The organism is Mycetocola sp. Y442 (assembly GCF_056898615.1).
Genome location: NZ_JBXHBV010000001.1, coordinates 1,145,709 through 1,161,909, shown reverse-complemented (window position 1 = coordinate 1,161,909; position 16,201 = coordinate 1,145,709). Strand labels below are relative to the sequence as shown.

The 16,201-nt window shown below is 64.8% G+C and carries 16 protein-coding genes and 1 tRNA gene; 9 read left to right on the top strand and 8 right to left on the bottom strand.

Features of this window, described 5'->3' with window-relative positions:
* Positions 1-56 precede the first annotated feature (56 nt).
* Entirely contained in the window at positions 57-1,160 is a 1,104-nt protein-coding gene (locus AC1X6S_RS05525) for an ABC transporter ATP-binding protein (RefSeq protein ID WP_483404761.1), read from the bottom strand.
* Between the two features lie 280 nt (positions 1,161-1,440).
* Between AC1X6S_RS05525 and AC1X6S_RS05520 the strand changes: the two genes are divergently transcribed.
* On the top strand, positions 1,441-2,427 hold the full coding sequence (locus AC1X6S_RS05520; protein WP_483404760.1) for a DsbA family protein: 987 nt from the start codon (positions 1,441-1,443) through the stop codon (positions 2,425-2,427).
* On the opposite strand, the gene AC1X6S_RS05515 is transcribed toward AC1X6S_RS05520, so the two are convergent.
* On the bottom strand, positions 2,424-3,764 hold the full coding sequence (locus AC1X6S_RS05515; protein ID WP_483404759.1) for a threonine/serine exporter family protein: 1,341 nt from the start codon (positions 3,762-3,764) through the stop codon (positions 2,424-2,426). The two genes, AC1X6S_RS05520 and AC1X6S_RS05515, sit on opposite strands and share 4 nt — an antisense overlap.
* A 158-nt stretch (positions 3,765-3,922) precedes the next feature.
* Here AC1X6S_RS05515 and AC1X6S_RS05510 point away from each other — a divergent pair.
* Positions 3,923-3,996: transfer RNA gene (locus AC1X6S_RS05510), tRNA-Thr, on the top strand.
* Between the two features lie 55 nt (positions 3,997-4,051).
* Complete coding sequence (locus tag AC1X6S_RS05505; RefSeq protein WP_483404758.1) at positions 4,052-5,035, top strand: DMT family transporter; 984 nt, start codon at positions 4,052-4,054, stop codon at positions 5,033-5,035.
* Here AC1X6S_RS05505 and AC1X6S_RS05500 read toward each other — a convergent pair.
* Positions 5,019-5,555, bottom strand: a complete 537-nt coding sequence (locus AC1X6S_RS05500; protein WP_483404757.1) for a nitroreductase family protein — start codon at positions 5,553-5,555, stop codon at positions 5,019-5,021. The genes AC1X6S_RS05505 and AC1X6S_RS05500 overlap by 17 nt on opposite strands.
* A 2-nt stretch (positions 5,556-5,557) precedes the next feature.
* A complete protein-coding gene (msrB, locus tag AC1X6S_RS05495) occupies positions 5,558-5,959 on the bottom strand; it encodes a peptide-methionine (R)-S-oxide reductase MsrB (protein WP_483404756.1) in 402 nt (133 codons plus the stop codon).
* Between the two features lie 228 nt (positions 5,960-6,187).
* On the opposite strand from msrB, the gene AC1X6S_RS05490 reads away from it, so the two are divergent.
* The 4 genes from AC1X6S_RS05490 (at position 6,188) to groL (ending at position 9,675) form a co-directional block, all read left to right on the top strand.
* A complete protein-coding gene (locus AC1X6S_RS05490; protein ID WP_483404981.1) occupies positions 6,188-6,466 on the top strand; it encodes a DUF3263 domain-containing protein in 279 nt (92 codons plus the stop codon).
* Positions 6,467-6,534: 68 nt separating this feature from the next.
* The gene (locus AC1X6S_RS05485; protein WP_483404755.1) at positions 6,535-7,104 is read left to right on the top strand and encodes a LytR C-terminal domain-containing protein; all 570 of its coding nucleotides are present in this window, start codon (positions 6,535-6,537) and stop codon (positions 7,102-7,104) included.
* A gap of 256 nt (positions 7,105-7,360) precedes the next feature.
* The gene (locus AC1X6S_RS05480) at positions 7,361-7,564 is read left to right on the top strand and encodes a cold-shock protein (protein ID WP_108391633.1); all 204 of its coding nucleotides are present in this window, start codon (positions 7,361-7,363) and stop codon (positions 7,562-7,564) included.
* Between the two features lie 491 nt (positions 7,565-8,055).
* Positions 8,056-9,675: a chaperonin GroEL gene (groL, locus tag AC1X6S_RS05475; protein ID WP_108391632.1), complete on the top strand. Its 1,620-nt coding sequence runs from the start codon at positions 8,056-8,058 to the stop codon at positions 9,673-9,675.
* Positions 9,676-9,833: 158 nt separating this feature from the next.
* Here groL and AC1X6S_RS05470 read toward each other — a convergent pair whose 3' ends face one another.
* The 3 genes from AC1X6S_RS05470 to AC1X6S_RS05460 form a co-directional block, all read right to left on the bottom strand.
* On the bottom strand, positions 9,834-10,178 hold the full coding sequence (locus AC1X6S_RS05470) for a WXG100 family type VII secretion target (protein ID WP_483404754.1): 345 nt from the start codon (positions 10,176-10,178) through the stop codon (positions 9,834-9,836).
* A gap of 87 nt (positions 10,179-10,265) precedes the next feature.
* Entirely contained in the window at positions 10,266-11,990 is a 1,725-nt protein-coding gene (locus AC1X6S_RS05465; RefSeq protein ID WP_483404753.1) for a sensor histidine kinase, read from the bottom strand.
* A 12-nt stretch (positions 11,991-12,002) separates the two neighbouring features.
* Positions 12,003-12,692, bottom strand: coding sequence for a response regulator transcription factor (locus AC1X6S_RS05460; RefSeq protein WP_108391630.1), 690 nt, complete (start codon positions 12,690-12,692; stop codon positions 12,003-12,005).
* Between the two features lie 120 nt (positions 12,693-12,812).
* Here AC1X6S_RS05460 and folP point away from each other — a divergent pair, with 120 nt between their 5' ends.
* Both folP and AC1X6S_RS05450 read left to right on the top strand, forming a co-directional pair.
* Complete coding sequence (gene folP / locus AC1X6S_RS05455; protein WP_483404752.1) at positions 12,813-13,733, top strand: dihydropteroate synthase; 921 nt, start codon at positions 12,813-12,815, stop codon at positions 13,731-13,733.
* Complete coding sequence (locus tag AC1X6S_RS05450) at positions 13,726-14,517, top strand: pyrimidine reductase family protein (RefSeq protein ID WP_483404751.1); 792 nt, start codon at positions 13,726-13,728, stop codon at positions 14,515-14,517. Before folP ends, AC1X6S_RS05450 begins: the two co-directional genes overlap by 8 nt.
* A gap of 2 nt (positions 14,518-14,519) precedes the next feature.
* Here the strand turns inward: AC1X6S_RS05450 and AC1X6S_RS05445 are convergent, their stop codons facing one another.
* Positions 14,520-16,160 (bottom strand): DNA repair helicase XPB, encoded by a 1,641-nt coding sequence (locus AC1X6S_RS05445; protein WP_483404750.1) that lies wholly within the window; start codon positions 16,158-16,160, stop codon positions 14,520-14,522.
* Positions 16,161-16,201: the final 41 nt, after the last annotated feature.

The following is a 16,201-nucleotide window of genomic DNA, read 5'->3' as shown; positions in this document are numbered from 1 at the left end:
TTTAAACAGTAGCGCCGGCTGGCGGGTCTGATGACCCGCCAGCCGGCGCTGTACTGCTAGTTGGCTACGACTGCCTTGTTGCCGAGGCGGAGGCCGGACTCGACGTCGAAGACGTGGACGTGGTGCGCAGCGGGGATCAGGAAGACCTTCTCGCCGGCGTGCGCGTGGATGCGTCCGTCGACGCGGGCGACCAGGTCGGTGCGCTTGCCGTTGACGTCTGCGTGACCGTAGAGGTAGCCGTCTGCACCGAGTTCCTCAACCAGGTCGACCTGTACCTCGAGGCCGTTGCCCGGCTCTGTCGATACTTCGATGTCCTCGGGGCGAACGCCAACGGTGACCTGACGGGCGGTGGTCTCACCGATGATGTCGCGGTCGACCGGGACAACCCGTGCACCGAACTGGATGCCGCCGTCGGCGACGTCCGCGGTGAGCAGGTTCATGGCGGGGGAGCCGATGAAGCCGGCGACGAAAACGTTCTGCGGCTTCTCGTACAGGTCGCGCGGGGTTCCGACCTGCTGCAGGATGCCGTCCTTGAGGACCGCGATGCGGTCACCCATGGTCAGTGCCTCGGTCTGGTCGTGCGTGACGTAAACCGTGGTGACACCGAGGCGGCGCTGGAGCGACGCGATCTGCGTACGGGTCTGAACGCGAAGCTTGGCGTCGAGGTTCGACAGCGGCTCATCCATGAGGAAGACCTGGGGCTGACGGACGATCGCACGGCCCATGGCAACACGCTGACGCTGTCCACCGGAGAGCGCCTTCGGCTTGCGGGTGAGGTACTCCTCCAGGTCGAGCAGCTTGGCTGCCTCGAGGACGCGAGCGGCACGCTCGTCCTTGTTGACGCCGGCGATCTTCAGGGCGAAGCCCATGTTCTCGGCGACCGTCATGTGCGGGTACAGCGCGTAGTTCTGGAACACCATCGCGATGTCGCGGTCCTTCGGCGGCACATCGGTGACGTCGCGGTCACCGATGAGGATGCGACCGTCGTTGACCTCTTCGAGGCCGGCGAGCATACGCAGCGACGTGGACTTACCACAACCGGACGGCCCGACCAGGACGAGGAATTCGCCGTCGGCGACCTCGAGGTTGAGCTTGTCAACGGCGGGGCGTGTACCACCCGGGTACAGGCGGGTGGCGTTGTCGAAGGTTACTGATGACATGGGTACTGCTCCTTCACCGGCAGGTACGTGCCGGACGATCCGAGTGAGGATTCATGCTCCGCATGCTGCATTGCATGCTCCCGGATGCCTTACGGCATTCGAGAGATCATCAGTATGACAGATAGCCGGGGCGGTTGGGCTCCTTGCCGCCGTTTCAGTTTCCAGTCCTCTCATCACGTGCGCCCAGCATCCGTTTGGGTATTTCCCAGTGAGGGCAACTACGATCGATTCGTGTTCGGCGCCTGTAGCGTGCCCACCCGACTACACGAAGCGAGGATCCATGACGAACGGCGGACCTGAGTCCAGTCCGACGAAGAACCAGCGTCGTGAGGCAACCCGCGAAAAGGCGAAGGAGCTTCGTGACGCGCAGCGCAAGCGGGACCTGCGTAACCGGATTTTCCTCCAGGGCGGACTCGTGCTCGTTGTCGTCGCCATCATTGCCGGGATCGCGTTTGTGATCGCCAGCGCGATTCGTCCCCCCGCACCGGGGCCGAAGAACATGGCCTCCGACGGGATCGTTATCGGCCAGGGCCTCAAAGCCGTGACGACGCCGGCCATTGCGGCGGGAGCCAAGCCCGTTGCAACTGAGATCAACGCCAACGTGCCGAACATCAGGGTTTACGTCGACTTCCTGTGCCCGGCGTGTGGTCAATTCGAGAAGGCGAACTCCGAGCAGCTCGCCACCTGGGCCGAAAACGGAACGGCAACTGTTGAGTACCACCCCATCGCCATTCTGACCGGTCGCTCGGCTGGCACCCAGTACTCGCTCCGCGCCGCGAATGCTGCAGCGTGTGTGGCGAACTATGCCCCTGACTCCTTCTTCGTCTTCAGCACCCTGCTCTTCGATGACCAGCCTGCCGAGGGCACTGAGGGGCTGAGCGACGACGAACTCGCTGACGTCGCCAAGACAGCCCTCGCGTCCGCGAACGAGACAGTGGACGAATCGGCGCTCTCGTCGATCTCGAGCTGCATCGACGACGGAACCTTCACCAGCTGGGTGCAGGAAGCCACAGACAGGGCGACCACAGAGCCGATCCCGAACTCGAGCCTCGAGAAGGTCAAGGGAACGCCGACGGTGCTCGTCAACGACAAGCAGTACACGGGGTCCATCACCGACCCGAAGGAGTTCCAGGCCTTCGTGCTCTCCGTGGCGAGCGAGACCTACGCCCAGAAGTCGTCGACGCCGGCACCAAGCGAGACCCCGGCACCGACCGAAACCCCGGCGTCGAGCGAGACCCCCGTGCCGAGCGAGACCCCCGCGGGCTAGATCGTCTCGTCCTGCTTCCGGCTGAGACGAACCTGCACACCCATGAGTGGGCCGACGAAGCGACGCTGGATGCGACGAGCGGGCCCGAGCAGGCTCTGAACGACGTACTGTCCGAGCAGCGCTCCCGCCGCGAGTGCGACAGCGACGCTCGCCGCCTCGATCATGCTGAGCAGCCCGTCGATCGAGCCGGCGCTGAGTTCGAGCAGGCCGCGGAACAGAATAAGCCCTGGCACAAGGGGCACGAGGGCCGTGACGACGAGGGGGAGGGGCGGGACCCGGACCGCTCTCGATGCGAACGCCGAGAGGACGCCGACCGCGACAGCGGCGAACGCGGCGCTCCAGGCGACACCGATCTCCCAGGTGAGGGCCGCTGCGAATACCAGGTAGCCGAGGACGCCAAGTACGATGACAGCCCAGATGGCCCTGGCCGGCACCTCGACACCGAGGGCAAACCCGATGACCACGATGACGCTGCCGATCACTTGCGCGCTGATGCTCTCGAGCGTCGGTGCGACGTATGGCTCGATGTCGAGCAGGATGCCGAAGCGTGACAGCAGCATATTGGTGCCTGCGACCCCGGCAACGAGCCCACCGGTGATGAGAAGCGCTTCGAGCACGCGCGCCGTCCCTGTGACGTAGAAGCCCGAGAGCACGTCCTGCACTGCGCCGAACGAGGTGACGCCGGCCAGGAGCATGATGATGGTCGCGACGACGACGAGCGAGGAACTCGCGGCAGGGTCGATGACGTGGACCACGGCGGCGACGATCGGTCCGACGGCGCCACCCGCGAGGGTCTGGTAGAACACGGAGATCCGCGTTCGCGCGAGCACGCTCGTCAGCAGGTCGACGAAGAAGGTGGCAACGAACGCTGCCAGCACCACGAGCGGTCCACCGCCGAGCAGCAGTGCCGCGCCGGCGCCGACGAGGCTCCAGCCGACGCGACGAACCGCGGTCGGGTAGATGGGCCGTGCCCTGATGATCGCGTCAACGCGTGACCTGGCGTCAGCGACGGCGACGGGGCTGTGGAGCAGCTCCCCGATCAGGGTAGAGGTATTGGTGAGGCGGGTGTAGTCGAGTGTGCGATACCTGACGTTGCGGCTCTTCGAGATCGAATCGTTCGAGTCGGAGTCTTCGTACGTCAGCGTGATCACCGTGTGCGTGACATCCGCTTCACACCCGCGAAGCCCGTATGCCCGGGTGACGGCCAGCATCGAGGCTGTCGCGTCTTCGGCACTCGCTCCCGATGCGAAGATGACCTCGCCACACCGGATGGCGAGGTCAAGAATAGATCGGCTGGCGTTCGCTCCGCCGGCGGGCGCGGAAAACGCAGGTGCCATGAAAATCCTCAAAACTTTGTTACTTCAAGGATGCCATGGCGACGGGCCGTTTATGTCCCGCTGGCGTCGAAGGGAGGGCGGCTTCGGGGTGTGCCCGATGGCAGCGCTTCGACATGGCTCGAATCGGTCCCCGGGTTCGTTATGATTGACAGGTCCATGCCGCCTTAGCTCAGTTGGCCAGAGCAGCGCACTTGTAATGCGCAGGTCGTCGGTTCGAATCCGACAGGCGGCTCTCGTGAATCTTGTCGATGGGCCGGGGCGCTCCCGGTCTCGTCCGCTGTCAGGAGATGAGGCGTCCGGTGGAGACACCTTCCCGGTCCGGTCGGATGCCCTCGTGGCTTGCGGTCACACTCGCGGCCGCGTGCGGTGCAGGTATGGCCGTGCAGACCCGCATCAACGGAGCGCTCGGCGTCGCGATTGGCGACGGCTTCACGGCGGGGACGATTTCGTTCGGATCCGGCCTGCTCATTCTCCTCGTCGTGATGGCCTGTGTGCCGAAGGGACGAACGGGGCTTCGAGTCGTCGTCTCCGACCTCAGGAGCGGCAGCGCGCCGCTCTGGAGCGTGCTTGGGGGTGTAGCCGGAGCATTCTTCGTGTTGTCGCAGGGCATCACCGGTGCCGTCATCGGTGTTGCGCTCTTCAGCGTCGCACTCGTCGCCGGGCAGACCATCTCCGGTCTTGTTCTCGATCGTGTGGGCTTTGGACCTCACGGTCGATCCGGGTTCACCTGGCCGCGGCTCACGGGGGCGGCGCTCGCTGTCATTGCCGTTACCTGGTCGATGTCCGCGCAGCTGTCGCGGGATTTCCCCCTGTGGATGCTGTTGATGCCGGTCGTCGCGGGTTTCGGCAGCGGATGGCAGAGCGCGGTCAACGGGCGCCTGCGTGTGCGTTCGGGGAGTGCGCTGACAGCGACGTTCATCAATTTTCTGGTCGGGACAACAGCGTTGCTCGCCGTGACGGTCATCCGCAATTCGCTGGCGGGCTGGCCCACCAGTCTCCCGGCGGACCCTGCGCTGTACCTCGGCGGGCTCATCGGCTGCGTATTCATCGGGGTCAACGCGTTCCTCGTTGCACACACCGGGGTCCTTCTGCTCGGACTCGGCACCGTGGCAGGGCAGCTCTTCGCCTCGGTCGCGATCGACGCGGTAGCCCCTGGAGACAACCCCCTCGGTGCACCCACGGTCATCGGCGCGGCCCTGGCGCTCGCTGCCGTGTGTATCGCAACGATCAGGGTGCGACCGCGGGCCGCTGGCGTTACCGGAGCCGAGTGAGAAACTCCTCAGGGTCGACGGGTTTGCGGTAGCCCACCTTCGCGCCCTCCGGGATGCCACCGACATACAACCAGCCAAGCAGCTGCTCGTTCTTCTTCAGCTTGTGCATCTTCCGTACGGCTTTCGACCGCGTGTAGTGACCGGTTCGCCAGATGACGCCCCAACCCGCGTCCGCGAGGAGCAGGCTGAGCGTGTGAGCGACCCCGGACGCGACAGCTTCCTGCTCCCACGCCGGCACTTTGCCGCTCTCCTTCTCGCAGACCACGATCGCGAGCAGCAACGGCGCGCGCAGCGGCTTCTGTGACGGTGTGTCGTCATGCTCCGCCTTCGCGATCGCGGCGCCGAGCTTCACCCTGTCGTCGCCGCGCAGCTCGATCAGGCGCCACGGCTTGAGCGCACTGTGATCGGCGACGCGAGCCGATGCAGCGACCAGCGGAAGCAGCTCGTCGTGCGTCGGCGCAACGTCGGTGACACGGGAATACGACCGCCGGTTCTCGACGGCGGTGAGCAGAGCTGACACGCCTAGTCTTGTGCTGTGAAGTTCAGCGCAATCGAGTTCATGCAGTAACGGTCACCGGTCGGTGTCCCGAAACCGTCGTCGAACACGTGGCCGAGGTGGGAGTCGCAGTTCGCGCAACGAACCTCGGTCCGCACCATCCCGAGGCTCTTGTCCTCGATGAGCTTGACCGCCTCTGGCCGGACCGACTCATAGAAGCTCGGCCATCCGCATCCGGAGTCGAACTTCGTCCCGCTTTGGAACAGCTCAGCGCCGCACGCACCGCAGGTGTACACGCCCGCACGTGACTCGTCGAGCAACTCGCCAGTCCACGGGCGCTCGGTGGCAGCCTCACGAAGGACGGCGTACTGCTCATCGGTGAGCTCCTCACGCCACTGGTCGTTGCTCTTCTGAACCTGGTCGGTCATGGTTTTCTCCTTCGGAAAGTCGTCGTACCCCATTAAACCCGCCATGCGGCCGGGATGTTCCCGTGTGACCGAATGCTGGGCAAAGGCTGAACATCTGGTTCGAACGATTGCCGTGTGCCATCGTCAAACGCACAAGTGGGCCGCGTTAGTATTGCGGTCGACGCGCGGGCCGGTGCGCGGGAAGGCAGCAGACCAGTGAGCGAGAACGACGCCCCCCTTCCGACCGGCGTGTCCGGGTCCGTACCGCGTGACGCTGCACTTTCGCAGCGCGACCTCGCCATTCTGGACTTTGAAAACCTGTGGTCACAGCACGCGGGCCAGAAGGAAGAGGCCATCCGCGAGACCTTTCAGCTTTCGCCCACCCGCTACTATCAATTGCTGAGCGCGGTGATCGACAGTCCGGCTGCGCTCCGGCACGATCCCATGCTTGTAAAGCGGCTCCATCGATTGCGGGACGCGAGGCAGGCAACCCGGCGGGCGCGAGCGCGGGGCGCCGCGCAGAACTAGTCGCGGTTGCCCGAGATTCACCCACCAACGCCCTCGCGGGCCGACCCAGAGGACCACACGAGAGCGACATGGCCGAACACTACGCCAAGGACAGGTTCGACGAGATCCCGGACGACCTGAAACGCGTTGGTGCTCACCGTGCGCCGCCCAGGCCGGGCAGGGGATGGGTCGTCTTCCTCTGGGCAGCACTGGCGACGGTTGTGCTCGTCGCGGCAGGCATCCTCGGACTGTTCGTCCTGAGCGACCGGGTCAATTTCACCGACACGTCGACCTCCACTGCCGCTCCGGAGTCGACCGAGACACCGGCAGCGGTCGCGACCATCGACCCGGAGGCGATGGTGACGGTACTCAACGGAACGACGACCAAGGGTCTTGCCACCCGGGCCATCGGACAGCTGAATTCGGCGGGCTGGACCCAGAACATCACCCCGGGCAACGCGAGCGCGACCGACGTGACAACGACCGCCGTCTACTACGAGGATCCCTCGCAGGAAGGCGCAGCCCGCGGGCTCGCCGAAGCGCTCGGTGTCTCCAACATTCAGCTGTCAACGCAGTTCCAGATCCCCGTCGAAGAGGGCGAGGAGCCGGTTCTTCAGCTCACCGTCGTGCTCGGGTCTGACTTCGTCCCCGAGGACTGACCTGCTGCCTCTCCGGGGGTGTGCGTGTTTCGTTCGGGTTTCGCGGGAGTTCGCGCCAGGTAACCATCCGCGTGATTTGCAAAAAAACCTGTTGCTAGTTGTTGCCCGTTCATTAGTATCTGGAACTGGTCGAACATTTTGCTCCACGGTCCGCGCCTCCATAAGGCGGAGAAGGGGTCAGCACAATGGCCGTACGGCGGCAGACCCCAGCCAGCGCAGGCCTGGGTGGAGAGGAACACAGCAACTGGGAGTGACAATGGCGAGTGGAACCGTGAAGTGGTTCAACGCTGAAAAGGGCTACGGATTCATCACCGACGACGGGGAGGGACAGGACGTGTTCGTCCACTACTCCGCGATCGACATGGGTGGCTACAAAGTCCTCGAGGAAGGCCAGAAGGTCGTCTTCGAAGTAGGCACAGGGGCAAAAGGCCCGCAGGCAGAGGCGGTCCGCCCGGTCTGAGTCGGCCGGTCGTCCTCGCATCACACGATGCCGTCCACGGAAGTGGGCGGCATTGCTGTGTCCGGGAGACATCCAGGCATGGTGCCGCGAACGGATGCCGTCGCGCGGGCGGCGTCCTCCTGTGGCTTCGGGCGGCAGATCGGGTGGGTCGTCGGCAATGGCGGCGCAGCGCTGCGGTTTTTCCTCCCGAAACGCGCGGGCCGCCGATGTTTTCCCTCCGGGGGCATGGGCCGACGGTCCGGGTTGTGTTGTGCCGGGCCCGGAGGTGCCGTCGCGCGGGCGGCGTCCGTCGTGTGGTTTCGGGCGGCAGATCGGGTGGGCCGTCGGCAATGGCGGCACGGCCGTGCGGTTTTTCCTCCCGAAGCGCACGGGTCGCCGATCCTGTCTCCACTGGCTTGCACTCGCAGGTGGAGAGTGCCAGAATCGAGTTAGCACTCGCAATCATTGAGTGCTAACTACGTTCATCACGTCCGGGAGGGACGAAAAACCACATGGCAAAAATCATTGCTTTTGACGAGGAAGCCCGCCGCGGCCTCGAGCGCGGCCTGAACATTCTGGCCGACACCGTGAAGGTCACGCTCGGCCCACGCGGTCGCAACGTTGTCCTTGAGAAGAAGTGGGGCGCCCCCACAATCACCAACGATGGTGTATCCATCGCCAAGGAAATCGAACTCGACGACCCGTACGAGAAGATCGGTGCAGAGCTCGTCAAGGAGGTCGCCAAGAAGACTGACGACGTCGCCGGCGACGGAACCACCACCGCCACCGTGCTCGCTCAGGCTCTCGTTCGCGAAGGCCTGCGGAACGTCGCAGCCGGCGCCGACCCGATCTCGCTCAAGCGCGGCATCGAAAAGGCAACCGCTGCTGTCATCGCAGAGCTCGTCACCAACGCCAAAGAGGTCGAGTCGAAGGAAGAGATCGCAGCTACTGCATCCATCTCTGCCGGTGACCCCGAACTCGGTGCCATCATCGCCGAGGCGATCGACAAGGTCGGCAAGGAAGGTGTTGTCACCGTTGAGGAGTCGAACACGTTCGGCACCGAGCTTGAGCTCACCGAGGGTATGCGCTTTGACAAGGGATTCCTGTCCGCGTACTTCGTGACGGACCCCGATCGCCAGGAAACGGTCTTCGAAGACCCGTACATCCTGATCGCCAACTCGAAGATCTCCAACATCAAGGACCTGCTCCCCGTTGTTGACCAGGTCATCCAGTCGGGCAAGCAGCTCCTCATCATCGCCGAGGACGTTGACGGCGAAGCGCTCGCGACCCTCGTCGTGAACAAGATCCGTGGCATCTTCAAGTCTGTCGCCGTCAAGGCTCCTGGCTTCGGAGACCGCCGCAAGGCTCAGCTTCAGGACATCGCCATCCTCACCGGTGGACAGGTCATCTCTGAAGAGGTCGGCCTCAAGCTCGAGAACGCCACGCTCGACCTCCTCGGTCGTGCACGCAAGGTCGTCATCACCAAGGACGAGACCACCATCGTCGACGGTGCCGGCGACGCTGAGCAGATCGCGGGCCGCGTTGCCCAGATCCGCAAGGAGATCGACAACACCGACAGCGACTACGACCGCGAGAAGCTCCAGGAGCGCCTCGCGAAGCTCGCCGGTGGCGTTGCAGTCATCAAGGCGGGTGCAGCGACTGAGGTCGAGCTCAAGGAGCGCAAGCACCGCATCGAAGACGCCGTTCGTAACGCGAAGGCAGCTGTCGAAGAGGGCATCGTCGCCGGTGGTGGCGTTGCGCTCATCCAGGCTGGCAAGACTGCGTTCGAGAAGCTCGAGCTCACGGGTGACGAGGCAACCGGTGCGAACATCGTTCGCGTTGCCATCGACGCTCCGCTCAAGCAGATCGCCCTCAACGCGGGCCTCGAGCCTGGCGTTGTCGCTGACAAGGTGCGTAACCTGCCCGTCGGACACGGCCTCAACGCCGCGACCGGTGAGTACGTTGACATGCTCGCAGCTGGCATCAACGACCCGGTGAAGGTTACCCGCTCGGCCCTGCTCAACGCAGCGTCGATCGCCGGCCTGTTCCTCACCACCGAGGCCGTTGTGGCTGACAAGCCGGAGAAGAACCCGGCTCCGGTCGGCGACCCGACCGGTGGCATGGACTTCTAGTCCGAACCACAGTTCACAGCAACTGGGCGTCTCCTCACGGAGGCGCCCAGTTGTGTTTTAACGGCGGGGTGTTGAGTTGGTGTGTTCGTGCCGGTGTGTCCGAGTCGGGATCAGGACGTGCGCGCTGGATGCCGGTGCGTCGCTCGCGGTGCTCGCGGTCAGCCGATGCGGAACAGGTCCGCGTTCCCGCGCTCGACCTCCTGGTACTGCGTTCCGGCGCGGCCCAGTGCCTGGTTGATGGTCGTGATGCTCTCTTCGACCCGCTGCTGGGTTGCACGCCAGTCGGTGACCACCCCCTGGAACGCCGCTGACGCCTCGCCGGTCCACGTGCTCTGCAACTCGGTGAGCTGGTTCAGGAGACCGGTGACCTCGCTCTGGATGGTGTCAATTGTGCCGCGAACCCTCGCCGTCGTCCCCATGACGATGTCGCTGTCTACCTGGTACCTGGTCACTGTGTCCTCCTCGATGTCGTGGCGAACCTCGCTCGCGGTTCGACCGGACAACCGACGGTACGCGGACACGGCGGCGCGGAACGCCGACCAGGCGCGATGGGGACTCCAGCGCGGGGGAGGGGACCTGTGAAGGGGCGGCTATGCGGCCGGTGCCGCGTCGGCGGTGTTGGCGTCGGCAGCCGAAGCGGGTGTGTACAGCGGAAGAGTAACCCGGAAGGTGGCGCCGCCGCCGGGAGTGTCTGTGACGCTCACCGATCCGTTGTGGGCGTGGACGATCGACGAGACGATAGCGAGACCGAGGCCGGAGCCACCCGTTTCCCGTGCTCGTGAGGAGTCGGCGCGCCAGAAGCGCTGGAAGATCTTCTCCCGGATCTGTGGCGGAACACCCTCACCGTGGTCGATCACAGCGATCGTCGCAGTTTTGTTGATGGGATTCGCGGAGACCGCGATTTCAAGGGGGCTGCCGGCCGGGGTGAACCGGATGGCGTTTCCGACGAGGTTGGTGATCACCTGCCGGAGCTTGTTCTCCTCACCGAGCACGACGGCAGGGACCTCGGGCAGCGGGGATGCCTGGATCGGCGGAAGATCGCCGGTGAGCTTCGGGTCGGTCCCCTCGGCCTTTCGCGGTCGTCGGCGGAGGCGGGCAAGGGTCGCTCCGGCGAACGCTATGGGTCCTGTCGCGGACGTTTCAGCGGTTGCTGGCGGTTTCGTGACGGGCCCGGAAGCCTCGGATTTCGCGTCGGCGACGACGGCGGGCTCGTTCGGCGGCGTATCGACCACGGCCCGGACCACCCGATCAGGCGCTGACGCGCTCGCATCGAGTGCTGCATCGCGGGCGATGGGGGAGAGGTCGACCGGCTCGAACACCATGGGCTTTGTCTCGTCAAGGCGAGCAAGCTCAAGGAGATCCTCCACGAGTCCGCCCATGCGGATGGCTTCCTTCTCGATCCGGTCCATCGCCTTTGCGATGTCCTCGGGCGTCTGAAGCGCCCCCATGCGATAGAGCTCCGCATAACCGCGAACACTGACAAGCGGGGTTCGCAGTTCGTGGCTGGCGTCGCCGACGAAGCGCCGCATCTGGTCGATGGTCCGTGCACGGTCGGAGAACGCCTTGTCGATGCGGTTGAGCATGGTGTTCAGCGAGCGGTTCAGGCGACCGACCTCGGTGTTCGGGGTCGACACCGAGAGCCGCTGGCTGAAGTCGCCGTCAGCGATCGCCGCGGCCGTGTGTTCCACTTCGCGGAGCGGATGAAAGGTGCTCGTGACGAGGACTCTCGTCAGTAGCGCCCCGAGGATGATTACGCCGAGTCCGAACCCGAAGAAAATGGTGAAGAGCGTTGCGATGATGGTGTCCGTCTCACGCATCGACACCGCGACGAGGACGACACCCATGTCGCCCTGGTGGTTCCACTGGTACGGAACGATGACCGCGTGGAACAGTTCCTTCTTGTCCGCCGTGCGGAGTTCGAAGATGCTCTCGCCCTGCTCGAGAGCAGCGGCAAGGGTCACGGTCGTCGGGACCTTGGGGAGGTCCTGCCTGTCGCGGTTCTGCCATGTCGCCGCGCGCAGGCGACCGTCTGCGTCGTAGACAGCCGTGTAGTAGTCGGAGGAGACGGCATCCTGAACCATTTCGCCGGCATCCTCGGCGGCACCGGCGTCAAGGTCGAGGAAGCCGGGCGGCGTCGGAGCCTGGGCAGCGGCGACGAGGTCAGCGTTCACCTTGCCCTCGAGGGCGGGGCGAAGCATGGTCATGGTCCCGACGCCCGCGACGACGAGCCCAAAGGCAAGCACGAGTACCGTCACGCCGGTGATCTTCGTCCGCAGTGAAATCGCGTTCCACCACTCGGCTGCTGAATCGTGCATTACACCGTTCGATTATGCCTTCGCTGTTTTCAGCATGTAGCCGAACCCGCGTTTGGTCTGGATGAGGGGCTCAGTCGAGAACTGGTCAAGCTTCCTGCGGAGGTAGGAGATGTAGCTCTCGACGATGCCGGCATCACCGTTGAAATCGTATTCCCATACGTGATCAAGGATCTGCGCCTTGCTCAACACGCGGTTCGGGTTGAGCATGAGATAACGCAGCAGCTTGAACTCGGTAGGACTGAGTTCGATCGGTGTCTCACCGACGAGAACCTCATGGGTGTCCTGATCCATGGTGAGCTCGCCGGCGCGGATGACGGCATCCTCATCAGCATGCATTGTTCGCCTGAGGATTGCCTTGATGCGGGCGACGATCTCGTCGAGGCTGAACGGCTTCGTCACGTAGTCGTCGCCACCGACGGTGAGGCCCATGATCTTGTCCTCGGTGTCGTCTTTTGCCGTCAGGAACAGGATGGGAGCTGTATAGCCGGCGGAGCGAAGTCGTTTCGTGACGCCGAAGCCGTTCATGTCGGGAAGCATGACGTCGAGGATGATGAGGTCTGGCTCCTCTTCCAGGACGGCGGAGATGGCCTGGGCGCCGTTTCCAACCGCCCGCACAGCGAAGCCGGCGAAACGGAGGCTCGTGGTGAGCAGGTCGCGGATGTTCGGTTCGTCATCGACGATGAGAATTCGTGGTCCAGTCATATTCTCAGTATCTGCGTGTTCCCTGAATTGTTTCTGAACGTTTCGGCTATGGCCATCCCGCTGAGCCCACGCCGGGGTCGGCGGGGGCAACCCGACCCGCCGTGGGGCACGATGGGAGGTATGACCGACTCAGTTCCGGACGCTTCGCGCACGCCTCCCGGTTACCCGTCCGAGCGTCGGGGGAGCAGCAGGGTAATCGACCTCTCACGCCGCGTCCGAGTGATGGCGGTGGTCAACCGCACGCCCGACTCGTTCTACGACCGCGGCAGTACCTTTGCGTTCGACGCGGCCGTCGCTGCCGCGCTCGCCGCGGTCGCTGATGGTGCAGAAATCATTGACATCGGAGGTACCCCGTTCGCGCCGGGGCCGGAGCTCGCGGTCGCAGACGAAGTGGCCCGCGTCGAACCGGTCGTTGCTGCCATTCGCGCGGCATCCGATGTGATGATCTCCGTCGATACCTTCCAGCCGGAGGTCGCGAGGCGCAGCATCGCCGCTGGCGCTGACCTCATCAACGACACGACAGGGCTCCGCAACCCGGAGATGGCGTCCGTCATCGCCGACGGCGGCGCCGGCGTCATCGTCACTCACAGCCTCGCAGCACCGAGGACCGTGTTTCCCCGACCGGTGTACACCGACGTTGTTGCCGAGGTCGTCGACTTCCTGGCCGCGCAGGCCGAGTTCGCACGGGCCGCGGGGATTCCGCCCGACCGCATCATCGTCGACCCGGGGCACGACCTCAACAAGAACACGGTCCATTCGCTCGAACTCACCCGTCGCTTCGGCGAGATCGCGGCGCTGGGATACCCCGCCCTCGCCGCGGTCTCGAACAAGGACTTCGTCGGTGAGACCCTCGGCCGTGACCGTGATGACCGGATAGCCGGTTCGCTCGCCGCCGCTGTGGTCGCGATCATGAACGGAGCACGGATCATCAGGATGCACAACGTCCGTCCCGCCGTCGATGCGGCCCGGATGACCGAAACGATCCTCGGGCTCCGTGAGCCGGCATATCTTCGCCACAATATGGGCGAGAGCAATGACTGAACCGCGGATTGCGCTGCTCCACAGCGCGGATGGCCAGCTCAGTGACGATCTCAGTGACGACGAAATCCTGGCTCTCTATGCGGTGCGCGACAGGTCTGCGTCGTGGCTGCGGGTCAACTTCGTGTCGAGCGTCGACGGTGCCGCCACCTCGGCCGGGCTGTCAGCTGGACTGGGTTCCGCCGCCGATCGCCGGGTATTCGACCTGTTGCGCCGACTCTCCGATGTCGTGGTCGTTGGAGCGGGGACCGTGCGCGCCGAGGGCTATGGACCGATGCGCCTGACTCCGGACGCGGCCGCGTGGAGAGTCGCCAACGGACTGACCGAGCATCCGGTCTTCGCCATCATTTCGGCCAGCCTGAGCCTTGACCCGTCATCACGGATCTTCACCGAGGCTCCGGTGCGCCCGGTCATCGTCACCGTCGAGGATGCACCGGTCGAGAGGGTCGCTGCGTTGTCTGCGGTCGCCGACGTGCTTGTCGCGGGCCGGTCACGGGTCGACACACTACGGATGCTGCCGCTCCTCGCTGCGCGGGGCCTTCGGCAGGTGCACTGCGAGGGCGGTCCAAAACTGCTCGGGGACCTCATCAGGGATGACGCCGTCGACGAACTGTGCCTGACGATCTCACCGATTCTCGAGGGCGCAGGCGCATCGCGTATTGCGACGGGCGTCGCCGGTCACGTCCAGCGGGCTCTCGAACTGGTCCACGTCCTGGGTTCTGACGGGACCCTCCTCCTCAGGTACGTCCGGAAGCACCCGCGAGGCGGGCCAGGGATCAGCAGCTGAGGTCAGGCGGCGAGAGCGCCCGCGTCGAGAATTGTGTAGCTGTAACCCTGCTCGGCGAGGAACCGCTGCCGGTTCTGCGCGAAGTCCTGGTCAACAGTGTCCCGGGCGACGAGCGTGTAGAAATTGGCCGACAGTCCCGACTCCTTCGGTCGGAGGAGCCGCCCGAGCCGCTGCGCTTCTTCCTGCCTCGAACCGAACGAGCCAGACACCTGGATCGCCACGGTCGCCTCGGGAAGGTCGACGGAGAAGTTCGCCACCTTCGACACGACGAGAACCGTGATGTCGCCGGTCCGGAACGCCTGGAACAGCCGTTCGCGTTCGTCGACGGGCGTTGCCCCGGTGAGCTTGGGCGCGCCGAGTTCCTCGGCGAGCTCGTCGATCTGGTCGAGATACTGCCCGATGACGAGAATGCGCTCACCCTCGTGCCGAGCGACTAGGTCACGGACGACGTCAAGCTTTGCCGGGGCCGTCGCAGCGAGGCGGTACCGTTCGTCATCGGCCGCAGCGGCGTAGGTGAGTCGCTCGGACTGCGGGAGGTCGATCCTGACCTCGTAGCAACTCGCCGGTGAGATGTAGCCCTGGGCTTCGATTTCCTTCCAGGGGGCGTCGAACCGCTTCGGGCCGATGAGGCTGAACACGTCGCCCTCCCTGCCGTCCTCTCGGACGAGCGTCGCCGTGAGGCCCAGCCTGCGGCGAGCCTGGAGTTCTGCGGTGAGCTTGAACACCGGGGCGGGCAGGAGGTGGACCTCGTCGTAGACGACCAGTCCCCAGTCCATGGCGTCGAGGAGGGCGAGGTGGGCGTACTCGCCCTTTCGCTTGGCGGTCAGGATCTGGTAGGTGGCGATGGTGACGGGCTTGACCTCTTTGACCTGACCGGAGTACTCACCGATTTCCTCTTCGGTCAGGCTCGTGCGCCGCAGCAGCTCGTCTCTCCACTGCCGGGCAGACACCGTGTTCGTGACGAGAATCAGGGTGTTCGTCTTTGCCGTTGCCATAGCGCCAGCGCCGACCAGGGTCTTTCCCGCGCCGCAGGGAAGCACGACGACGCCGGAACCGCCCTCAAAGAAGTTGTCGATGGCCTTCTGCTGGTAGCCCCGCAGGTGCCAGTCCTCCTCGCGAAGGTCGATCTGGTGCGGCGTGCCGGGGGTGTAGCCCGCCAGGTCCTCAGCGGGCCAGCCGAGTTTCACCAGTTCCTGCTTGAGCTGGCCACGCGCCCACGCGTCGACGAGGTACGTGTCGGGAGACGGATGCCCGACGAGCAGCGGTGAGATCCGTTTGGCGCCGGCAATCTCGGTCAGCACCGCCGCGTCCGTGGAGCGAAGCACCAGCTGGTTGTCGTCATTGCGCTCAATAATGAGCCTCCCGTAGCGCGACACGGTTTCGGCGATGTCGAGGGAGACGGTCTGGGGGATGGCGAACTTCGAGTATTTTTCGAGAGTCGCGAGCATGTCGGAGGAATCGTGCCCGGCTGCACGGGCGTTCCACAATCCCAGCCGGGTGATCCGGTAGGTGTGGATGTGTTCCGGGGCGCGCTCGAGCTCGGCAAAAACCGCGAGGTCGTGTCGTGCGTCCTCGGCAAGGGGATGAGCAACCTCGAGGAGAACCGTGCGGTCGCTCTGGACGATTAGTGGGCCATCAGACATAACTAGCTACCCTATAGCCGAAGGCTGTGAACGGCGCCGGG